The 9,878-nt window shown below is 68.0% G+C and carries 8 protein-coding genes; 7 read left to right on the top strand and 1 reads right to left on the bottom strand.

Going from position 1 to position 9,878, the window contains the following annotated elements:
• The first annotated feature begins 262 nt into the window (after positions 1 to 262).
• From ACM9NP_RS22490 to ACM9NP_RS22470, 5 genes are all read left to right on the top strand, one after another.
• Positions 263 to 3,172 carry a UPF0182 family membrane protein gene (locus ACM9NP_RS22490; RefSeq protein WP_415648760.1) on the top strand — a complete coding sequence of 970 codons (2,910 nt, stop codon included), beginning with the start codon at positions 263 to 265 and terminating at the stop codon, positions 3,170 to 3,172.
• A gap of 337 nt (positions 3,173 to 3,509) precedes the next feature.
• The gene (locus ACM9NP_RS22485; protein WP_415648759.1) at positions 3,510 to 4,502 is read left to right on the top strand and encodes an extracellular solute-binding protein; all 993 of its coding nucleotides are present in this window, start codon (positions 3,510 to 3,512) and stop codon (positions 4,500 to 4,502) included.
• 293 nt (positions 4,503 to 4,795) lie between these two features.
• Complete coding sequence (locus ACM9NP_RS22480; protein ID WP_415648758.1) at positions 4,796 to 5,740, top strand: threonine/serine dehydratase; 945 nt, start codon at positions 4,796 to 4,798, stop codon at positions 5,738 to 5,740.
• Positions 5,741 to 5,775: 35 nt separating this feature from the next.
• Complete coding sequence (locus ACM9NP_RS22475; protein WP_415648757.1) at positions 5,776 to 6,279, top strand: acyl-CoA thioesterase; 504 nt, start codon at positions 5,776 to 5,778, stop codon at positions 6,277 to 6,279.
• Positions 6,280 to 6,567: 288 nt separating this feature from the next.
• Positions 6,568 to 6,981, top strand: coding sequence for a VOC family protein (locus ACM9NP_RS22470; RefSeq protein ID WP_415648756.1), 414 nt, complete (start codon positions 6,568 to 6,570; stop codon positions 6,979 to 6,981).
• A 28-nt stretch (positions 6,982 to 7,009) separates the two neighbouring features.
• On the opposite strand, the gene ACM9NP_RS22465 is transcribed toward ACM9NP_RS22470, so the two are convergent.
• Positions 7,010 to 7,822, bottom strand: coding sequence for a hypothetical protein (locus tag ACM9NP_RS22465; protein WP_415648755.1), 813 nt, complete (start codon positions 7,820 to 7,822; stop codon positions 7,010 to 7,012).
• Positions 7,823 to 8,016: 194 nt separating this feature from the next.
• On the opposite strand from ACM9NP_RS22465, the gene ACM9NP_RS22460 reads away from it, so the two are divergent.
• Positions 8,017 to 8,844: an ABC transporter ATP-binding protein gene (locus ACM9NP_RS22460; RefSeq protein ID WP_415648754.1), complete on the top strand. Its 828-nt coding sequence runs from the start codon at positions 8,017 to 8,019 to the stop codon at positions 8,842 to 8,844.
• 15 nt (positions 8,845 to 8,859) lie between these two features.
• Complete coding sequence (locus tag ACM9NP_RS22455) at positions 8,860 to 9,840, top strand: ABC transporter substrate-binding protein (protein WP_415648753.1); 981 nt, start codon at positions 8,860 to 8,862, stop codon at positions 9,838 to 9,840.
• The last annotated feature ends 38 nt before the right edge of the window (positions 9,841 to 9,878 follow it).

Here is a 9,878-nt window from a genome sequence, read left to right as displayed (position 1 = left end):
GCCGACGGCGCGACCGTCTTCCTGACCCCGAGCGCCAACTGCCCCACCGCCGCCGCGAACGCCCCCGAAGGCCTGCTGCTGGTGACGGTCGACACGCTCGATGACGCACTGACCGCGCTGGAAACACTGCGCGACGGCGGGCAACCGCCCACCTGCTAGACATAACACCCACGATCGAACGAGGGAGACTCACGTGGCCACCCGAACGCCCATACCGCACATCAATCGACGAGGCCGATATGTGCTCGGTCTATTGGCGGGGGTGATCGCGTTTTTGACCGTGGCAGGCTGGTTCGTCAGCCTGTACACGCAGTACCTCTGGTTCGATTCGGTCGGCTACACCAGGGTCTTCTCGACGGAGATCTGGACGAGAGTGTGGATGTTCGTCGCCATCGGCGGCGTCATGGCCATCTGGGCGGGCGCGAACCTGTTCGTGGCGTACCGATTCCGCCCCGACAGTGTTCCGCACACCCCCGAGCAGCAGAGCATGGAACGGTATCGATCGCTGCTGGAGCCCCGCATCGGCTGGTGGATCGCCGGGGTCGCGCTCATCGTGGGTGGCTTCGCCGGTGTTTCCGCGCAGAACCGTTGGCAGCAGTACCTCCTGTTCGCGAACTCCCGCGAGTTCGGTCGCACGGACCCGATCTTCGATGTGGACGCCGGTTTCTACGTCTTCGAACTGCCCTTCTGGCAGTACCTGACGGGCGTCGGCTTCACCCTCGTCGTCGTCGGCATCATCGCGGCCCTCGGCGCGCACTACCTGTACGGCGCGGTTCGGATGTCGGGACGCGGTGAGCGGATCACGACCGCCGCGCGCGTCCACCTGTCCATCCTCATCGGACTGTTCGTGCTGTTGAAGGCCGTCGCCTACTACCTCGACCGGTTCGCGTTGACGTTGCAGGAGAACGACGTCACCAACCTGACCGGTGGCGGCTACACGGAGATCACGGCGCTGTTGCCCGCGAAGGAGATCCTCATCGTCGTGGCCGTGATGGCGGCCGTCGCGGTCGTCGTCTTCTCGAACTTCTACGCCCGTAGCCTCCTCGTGCCCGGCATGGCGCTCGGCCTGGTCCTGCTGTCGGCGATCGCGATCGGCGGGATCTACCCGTTCGCGATCAAGCAGATCGAGGTCAAGCCGAACGTGCCGCAGGCCGAAGGCGACTACGTCCAGCACACCATCGAGGGAACGCTGTACGGCTACGCGCTCGAGGGCACCGTCAACGACGACGAGCACAAGTACAACATCACCGTCAACGGCAACGCCGACCCGAACGTCGTCGCCGACGACGAGAACACCCGTCCGTACCTGCGCCTGCTCGACCCGTCGATCGTGTCCGACACGTTCACGCAGATGCAGCAGGCCAAGGGTTTCCACGACTTCAACGGCAAGCTCGACATCGACCGGTACACCGATGCCGACGGCAACGTTCGCGACTACGTAGTCGGTGTTCGTGAACTGAACCCCTCGAAGTTCAACGAGGACCAGCAGGACTGGACCGTTCGGCACACCCGCTACACCCACGGCTACGGTTTCGTCGCCGCGCCGACCACCCGGGTCGTCTGCGACGGTCGCCCCTACTTCGTGTCGGGTTCCCTGACGAACCTGTCCGACGAAGGCGACGAGGCCGTCGACAACGAGTGCCGCGCCGCGAAGGACTTCATCGACATCGAGCGCCCGGAGATCTACTTCGGCGAACTGAACAACGACTACGCGATCGTCGGCATCCCGGACGGCTCGGAACCCCGCGAGTACGACCGGCCCGCGCAGGGAACGACCAGCGAGGACGGCGCCGAGGGCGACGAGAAGGTCCAGGGTGAGGACACCTACGTCACCTACGACGGCACCGGTGGCGTCGACGTCAGTTCGCTGTGGCGACGCGCCGTCTACGCCTGGGAGTTCGGCGCGATGCAGTTCCTGCTCTCGGACGTGTTCAACGAGAACTCGAAACTGCTCTACGACCGCAACCCCCGCCAGCGGGTCGAGAAGGTCGCCCCGTTCCTGACCGTCGACAGCGACCCGTACCCGGTCGTCGTCGACGGCCGGATCAAGTGGGTCCTCGACGCCTACACGAGCTCCGCGAGCTTCCCGTACTCCGAGGTCACCGACTTCGGCGACTCGACGAGCGACAGCTACTCGGGCCAAGGCACCGTCAACCAGTCGAACAAGCCCGTCAACTACCTGCGCAACTCGGTGAAGGCCACCGTCGACGCGTACGACGGGACCGTCGAGCTCTACGAGTACGACGAGACGGACCCGATCCTGAAGGTCTGGAACTCCGCGTTCGGCGGGATCGTCCAGCCGCGTGACGAGACGCCGGAGGAGCTCGTCGAGCACTTCCGCTACCCCGTCGACCAGTTCAAGCTGCAACGCGATGTGCTGCAACGGTTCCACGTGACCGACGCGCGCACCTTCATCGACGCCACCGACGTGTGGGAGGCCCCGGACGACCCGACCTCCTCCGACGGCGTCGCGCAGCCGCCGTACTACGTGCTCGCCCAACTGCCCGAGCAGGACAACCCCGAGTTCCAGCTGACGACGACGTTCTCGCCGCGTCAGCGGTCCAACGCGCTCGCCGGTGTCCTGTCCGGGTACTACGACGCCGACGGCAACCCCGTCCTGAACCTGTACGAGATCGGGGCGAGCGGCTCCAACCTGATCGAGTCGCCCGCGCAGGTCCATCAGACCTTGACGGGTTCACAGGACGTCGCCGAGGACCTGAAACTGTGGAACCAGGAGGGCAGCAAGGTCCGATTCGGGAACCTGCTGACCCTGCCGCTCGGCAACGGCATCCTCAACGTGGAACCGGTCTACCTGGAACGCGAGTCCGCTTCCGGAGGCACCGGCCTGCCACGACTTCAGAAGGTGATGGTCTCGTACGGCAACCTGTACGCCTACGAGAACACATTGGAGGACGCCATCGCGTCCCTCGTGGCGCAGTACACCGGAACGCCCACACCGGAGGATCCAGAGGACCCGGAGGAGCCCGGTGACGAACCCGAGGAACCGGCCGACGAGGTCTCGCCGGAGGTGAAGGCGGCCCTCGAGAAGATCGACAAGGCGATCGCCGACCTGCGGCAGGCGCAGTCCGACGGCGACTTCGAGGCGCAAGGAAAGGCGCTCGCCGATCTCGACGCCGCGATGAAGGAATACGACGAGGCGATGGGGCGGTAGCCCTCGAACCTCGACAGGGCCACCCGGACGAATCGTCCGGGTGGCCCTGTCGCGTGTACCGGACCGCCGGGGTCCATTGCGGTGCTTCGGTTGCGGGTCACGGCCCTCCCGCGAGTCGGCCGTGCGGGCGGGGTGAGTCCGTATCCGTCACGTCACGTATGCTCTCTGTCAAGTATCGATGTTCGTCGTTACTTGGGGTTGTTGAAACTGCACGCGACGGACGTCGCACCGGTTCGGCGGCGCCCGCCGCGTTCGACGCGCCTCCCGCGACGCCGCCGACACGTCCGCCAGGAGGGGAACCATCAACGTCCACCGAACGTGGGCGCGCCGGGTCGGCGTGCTCCTACTCGCCACGGCCACCGCCACGGGTTGCACCGCGATCCTGGGCGAAGGCGATACCCTCGTCACCGCCAGCACCACGACCGGAGCGAACTGGGGCGACGTCCGCACGGCGTTCACCGAGTCGACCGGCATCACCGTGCCCAGCGAGGACAACGCCGCGAACGCGACGATCGACCGCCTCGAAGCCGAAGGCGACGCGACCACCGTCGACACCGCCTACCTCGAGCCACTGCACGCGTTCCGCGCCCACTCGGACGGACTCATCGCGCCCTTCGACGGAGACCGGCTCGCCGACGTCCCCGTGGAGCTGCGATCGCCCGACAAGACCTGGTTCACCGTGCACACCGCGGCGGTCGCGATCATCGTAAACACCGAGGTCCTCGGCGACACTAAACTCCCCAAAGGCTGGAAGGACCTCACCAAGAAGCGCTATCGCGACATGGTGTCCTTTCTCGACCCGGTGAGCGTCAGCGCCGGATACGCGACCCTGACCGCCGTCAACGGCGCCCTCGGCGGCGACCCCGACGACTGGGAGCCCGCGACGGACTGGGCCGAGGACCTGCTCGGGAACGGCGCGTCCCTCCTGACCACCTCCGACCCGAGCGCGGTGCTGTCCGGTGACGTGCCGATCCTCATCGACACCGACGCCACCGGGTACCGTCTCGCCGCCGCGTCCGACGACATCACCGTGATCCTGCCGAAGGAGGGGACGATCGCGATGCCGTACATGCTCGGCAAACTCGAGAACGCGCCCCACCCGGACAACGCCGACGCGTTCCTGTCCTTCGCGCTGTCGCGCGACGCTCAGCGCCTGTTCGCGAAGTCGTACTTCCGCCCCGTGACGGACATCGCGATCCCCGCCGAGATCGCGAAGGTGATGGCTCCGGAGGCGGAGTACCTGGAGCGTGTCGCCGTCCCGGACGTGTCCGAGATGGACATGTCCTACATCGACGCGGTCGTCGCCTGGAACAGTCACGTCCTCGGCTGACCGCGACTCCGGACAGCGTCGTCGGCCCGCCCGCGTCGGATCGTCGCGAAGATCACCGTCGCGCTCCGACCCGCCCGGGCCGCCGTCTCGCTATCGTCACGGGAGCGGGCGCGGCGGGCGTCTACAGTGACCATCGTCCCGTCGTCCTCGTGGGCACGGTGCCACCGAACCACCGCCACGTCACGGCGGCCTTGAGAACCGGCCGCCGCCGAGGTCGGATCGGTCGGAGGCTCGGCACGCCGTTCGGTATCGGTCGGCGCGGGCCGAGCCGCTGGAGACGAAGTGGGAGCGACATGATCACCACCGCAGACGTCACGTCCGCCGCCGAACGCGTGGCCGGGCACGTCCGCCGCACCCCCGTCCTTCGCGTCGGCTCCGTCCTATCGGGCGGCACCACCGAACTCACGTTCAAATGCGAGTTCACCCAGCACACCGGCTCGTTCAAGGCGCGCGGTGCCACCAACCGCGTCCTCGCCGCGCTCGCAGGGCCGAACCCACCAAGCCGGGTCGTCGCCGCCTCCGGAGGCAACGCCGGCCTCGCCGTCGCGTACGTCGCCGCCCGGCAGGGACTGCCCGCGACCGTGTACGTTCCCACGACCGCTCCCGCCGTCAAGGTCGCGAAGCTCCGCACCCTCGGTGCGACCGTCCACCAGGTCGGAGCCGAGTACTCGGCGGCGTACGAGGCCGCGCTCGCCGACGCCGATGCCGAGGACGTCCTGTTCTGCCACGCGTACGACCAGGCCGAGATCTGCGCCGGTCAGGGCACTCTCGCTCTCGAACTCCTCGACCAGCTGGACGGCGAACTGGACACCGTCGTCGTCTCCGTCGGCGGTGGCGGGCTCATGGCCGGGATCGTCGCCGCGTCCGGGGGCCGGTTTCGCGTCGTCGCCGTCGAACCCTGCACGATCCCGACCCTGGCGACGGCGCTCGACCACGGCGCACCCGTCGACGTTGACGTCTCCGGGGTCGCCGCCGACTCGCTCGGCGCACGCCGGATCGGCGACATCGCGTTCGCGCTCGCCCGTGCGAGCGCCGTCCGCTCCGTCCTGGTCGAGGACGCGGAGATCGTCGCGGCGCGCCGACACCTGTGGGACGAGTGGCGGATGGTCGTCGAACACGGCACCGCCGCCGCGTGGGCGGCGCTGACCACCGGGCACTATCGGCCCGAGCCTGGCGAGCGCGTCGCCGTCATCCTGTGCGGAGCGAACACGGACCCGTCCGACCTGATGGGGGAGTGACCCCCGTTGATCACCGACACCCTATGGAGGAAACCATGACCAGCGACGACTTCCTGACTCCCCGACCGCCCTCGGCGTCGTGCCTGGTCGTGTCGAACATCATGGGGCCACAGGACACGAACCTGCTGGGGACTGTCCATGGTGGTGTGATTCTGAAGCTCATCGACTCGGTCGCCGGGGTCGTCGCCGCGCGTCACTCCGACGGCCCGGCCGTCACGGCGTCGATGGACGAGATGGCCTTTCTCGTGGCGGTGCGCGTCGGCGACGTCGTGCACGCCGACGCCCGCATCACCTGGGCGGGCAGGTCCTCCATGGAGGTCGCCGTCACCGTGACCGCGGACCGTTGGGACAGCTCGGTTCCACCGACGAAGGTCGCCGCCGCACACCTGGTCATGGTGGCCGTCGACGACAACGGCAAGCCGCGCGCCGTTCCGCCCGTCCAGCCGGAGACCGACGAGGACGAGCGCGCCCATCGTCAAGCGGAGATCCGCCGCAAGCACCGTCTCGCACTCCGGGCGGCCCTCCAGGAATCCCTCTGAGGCGTGCCCCGCGACCGCGAGCGCTGGGGCCGGTCGAGTGGTCCTCCGTCGTACGCGTGTGGGTCCTCGGATCGTGGCCGCCGAAGTCCCGGCACGGGTCCGCCCGTCGCGCGCATATGCCTCTGTGGACGCTTGTTGTCGTCGGATCGATCCCAACGGCCGATCCGGGCCTTCGCCGTCGCCTCGATTGACGACCCGCGCGGCACGGTCCGGCCGGTTCGCGTTCGTGCCGGTTTCTGTCGGTACCCCGATCTAATATGGTGCGCCACTGCGAAGATCGGAGCACTCATGCACGCAAAGGCCGACCCCCTCGTCATCAGCCTCCCCATCGCCGATCGGCCGCGATCGATGGAGTTCTACCGTGACGTGTTCGGGTTCGAGGTCATCGGCGAGCCCGCGGAGGACGGAGTGCCGGAACCGTTGCAGTTCAAGCTCAACGAGGGCACCCTGCTGATGCTGATCCCCAGTGGCGGCTTCGGTTGGGTGCTGGCCGGTCGTGAGGTGGCCGCGCCGGGCGTCAACGAGTGTCTACTCGGTCTGTCGTTCTCCGAGGAGCGCGAGGTGACGGAGTTGGCGGAGCGCATCGAGCGGGCCGGTGGCACGGTGGTCGTCGAACCGCGTCAGCAGCCGTGGGGTTTCACGGCCGTGTGCGCCGACCTCGATGGTCACGCGTGGAACATCGCGGTGACGCCGTCGGCCTGACAAGGTCGACGGTCCGCCCCGTCTGGGACTACCCGCGCTTCCGGGATTTGGCGGCCTTCGCGGCGTTCTTTCCGGCGACGACGAACGTGATCAGGGCCGCCAGGAAGAGCAGGCTGACGATGCGAGCCGTCCACAACCAGCCCTCGTCGACCACGTAGTACTGCTCGGATTCGAAACCGAGCACGACGAGGAGCCGCCCCAGGCCACCACCGCGCCCGGACGGCCCGTCGATGGCGAGGACGGCGGCGACGCTCATTGGCAGAATCGCCAGGATGATGAGCGCGACGAGCGCCACGCCGAGGGAACCGCCGTCGCGGTTGCGGACGTACCTGTGGAGCGCCGTCGTGAGGAGTACCAGCGGAAGCCCGACGAGCAGCAGGACGAGGAGCCCGAGGAGCTCGAACAGGTAGGCGACGAGGAACGTGATGAAGAACGTGCCGATGGCGCCGCCGACGCCTTCGTCCATGAGGATGTAGCTCAGGTCGACGGAGGGATCGCTCGAGAGGAACCAGACCATGCCTCCGACGAGCGGGACCTGCGCGAGCGGCAGCAGACCGCAGATGAGCGGTGCGAGGCTCGATTCCTTGGCCGGCGGGGTGGCCGCGGCTTTGTCGAGCGGTTGCGATCCCCGGTAGGCCAACTCCGCGTCGATGAGCGGCCGCGCCAGGTACAGGGCACCGCCGAGCAGACCGAGGGCCGACCACGAGCCGAGCGCGATGGCTCCGGCGAGGTCGCTCTTGGTGACGGCGAGCGTGTACACGCCCGCGAGCAGGATTACGGTCTGGATGACGGCGCCGGTGATCAGCGTGATGCTGCGCCAGTCGTTGGGGATGCGGGCCACCAGGTCACCGTAGCTGTGGACGCGGGGTCGGGGATTCCGCCCTTCGGTCAGGACGTGTCGGAGGGGTGGCCGGTCTCGCACGCCGAGTGCCGTAGGTGATCGACCCATGTCTCTCCGGGGTGGCGGTAGTGGCAAATGTCAAATACCGCTACCCGGAAGTTGCGGAATAATTAGGTTTGCCTTACCTTCATCGTGTGTCCCCTGGAAAGCAAGGCGCCGTTGAGCTGCGCGCGAGCAACATACGCGCCGGGTATCGCGACTTCATGGCCGTCGACGACGTCTCGGTCGACCTGGCGCCCGGCCGCGTAACAGTCCTCATCGGACCAAACGGCAGCGGCAAGTCGACCCTGCTGCGCGCGATGGCGAAGCTGCACACCCCGCGATCGGGCGAACTCACCCTCGCCGACGGCGTGTCCATCCACGAGCTGGCCCCGCGCGAACTCGCCCGACGCCTCACCCTGCTGTCCCAGTCACGCGTGGCGCCCGGCGGCGTCACCGTCCGAGAGGTCGTCGAATACGGTCGCCACCCGCACCGGTCCCGGTGGGGCGGAAACGACCCGGACGGCCCCGCGATCGTCGACCGCGCCCTCGCGATGACCAACGTCGCGGGCCTTTCCGATCGCGCCGTCGACACGCTCTCCGGCGGCCAGATGCAGCGCGTCTGGCTGGCCAGCTGCCTCGCGCAGGACACGTCGATCCTCATGCTCGACGAACCGACCAACCATCTCGACCTGCGCTACCAGGTCGAACTCCTCGACATCGTCCGAGAACTCGCCGACGATCACAACATCGCCGTCGGAGTCGTCCTGCACGACCTCGACCAGGCCGCCGCGATCGCCGACGATGTCATCCTCCTCGTCGACGGCAGGATCACCGCCGCCGGAGACCCGGTCGACGTCCTCACCGCCGAACTGCTCACCGACGCCTACGGCATTGCCATCGACGTCCACCACGATCCCCACACCGGGCTGCTCCGCACCGGTGCCCGGTCCCGGCGCGCTCGCGTCACCAACCCCCGCTAACAAGGAGAAACTGCTGTGAAGCGCCTATCGGCCCTGACGGCCGTGGTGGTCGCCGCGCTCGCGCTGACCGCGTGCGGCACCACCGAAGACCCCAACGGAGACAAGAACTCCGGCGGCGACCCGATCACGGTCACCGACGCCCGCGGCGAGAAGGTGACCCTCGACGGTCCCGCCAAGAAGGTCGGCGGCACCGAATGGAACGTCATCGAGCACCTCGTCTCGCTCGGCGTCCAACCGACCGCCGTCAGCGACGTTGAGGGCTTCAACACGTGGGACAGCGCCGTGACGCTCGACCCGAAGGCCACCGACATCGGAACGCGCGGCGAGCCGAACCTCGACACCCTCCTCGACCTCGAACTCGACGTACTCTTCGTCACCGACTCCCTCGTCGACGGCGCCATCGAGCAGATCGAGAAGCACACACCCGTCATCGTCGTCCCCGGCGGCGACTCGTCCGACCCCATCGGACAGATGTGGAAGAACATCGACCTCGTCGCGAAGGCCACCGGCACCGAGGACAAGGCCGCCGAGCTCAAGACGGCCTTCGACGAGAAGCTCGCCGCGACGGCCGAAGCCGTCGCCGCCTCCGAGTACGCCGACGCGTCCGTGGCGTTCTCCGACTCGTACAACACGGGCGAGGCGATCGTCGTCCGCGCCTTCACCGGTGGGTCCCTCATCGGCGGAGTGTTCGCCGAACTCGGCTTCGCCAACGCCTGGGACACCATCGACAGCCTCGAAGGCGACACCGCCTACGGCCTCGCGCCCACCGACGTCGAAGGCCTGACCAAACTCCCCGAGGACACGATCTACTGGTACATCGGCGGCGCGGGCGAACCCGACGTCTACACCGAGGACCTCGCCGACAACCCGATCTGGACCGGCCTGCCGTTCGTCGAGAACGACGACGTCCACCGCTTCCCCGACAAGATCTGGATGTTCGGCGGCTCCGCCTCCATGACGCAGCTGCTCGACGCCGTCACCGCCGCGATCGCGTGACCCTCACCCGCACCCCGTCCAGCCGGACCGCGCAAGCC

The sequence above is a fragment of the Stackebrandtia soli genome (assembly GCF_965137155.1).
Lineage (GTDB): Bacteria > Actinomycetota > Actinomycetes > Mycobacteriales > Micromonosporaceae > Stackebrandtia > Stackebrandtia soli.
This window is presented reverse-complemented; position numbering and strand designations above follow the sequence as displayed.

Excerpts from the sequence above, each read along its gene's own strand:
- ACM9NP_RS22480 (WP_415648758.1), top strand. The coding sequence starts at position 4,796 with ATGATCACCACCGCAGACGTCACGTCCGCCGCCGAACGCGTGGCCGGG.
- ACM9NP_RS22475 (WP_415648757.1), top strand. The coding sequence starts at position 5,776 with ATGACCAGCGACGACTTCCTGACTCCCCGACCGCCCTCGGCGTCGTGC.
- ACM9NP_RS22470 (WP_415648756.1), top strand. The coding sequence starts at position 6,568 with ATGCACGCAAAGGCCGACCCCCTCGTCATCAGCCTCCCCATCGCCGAT.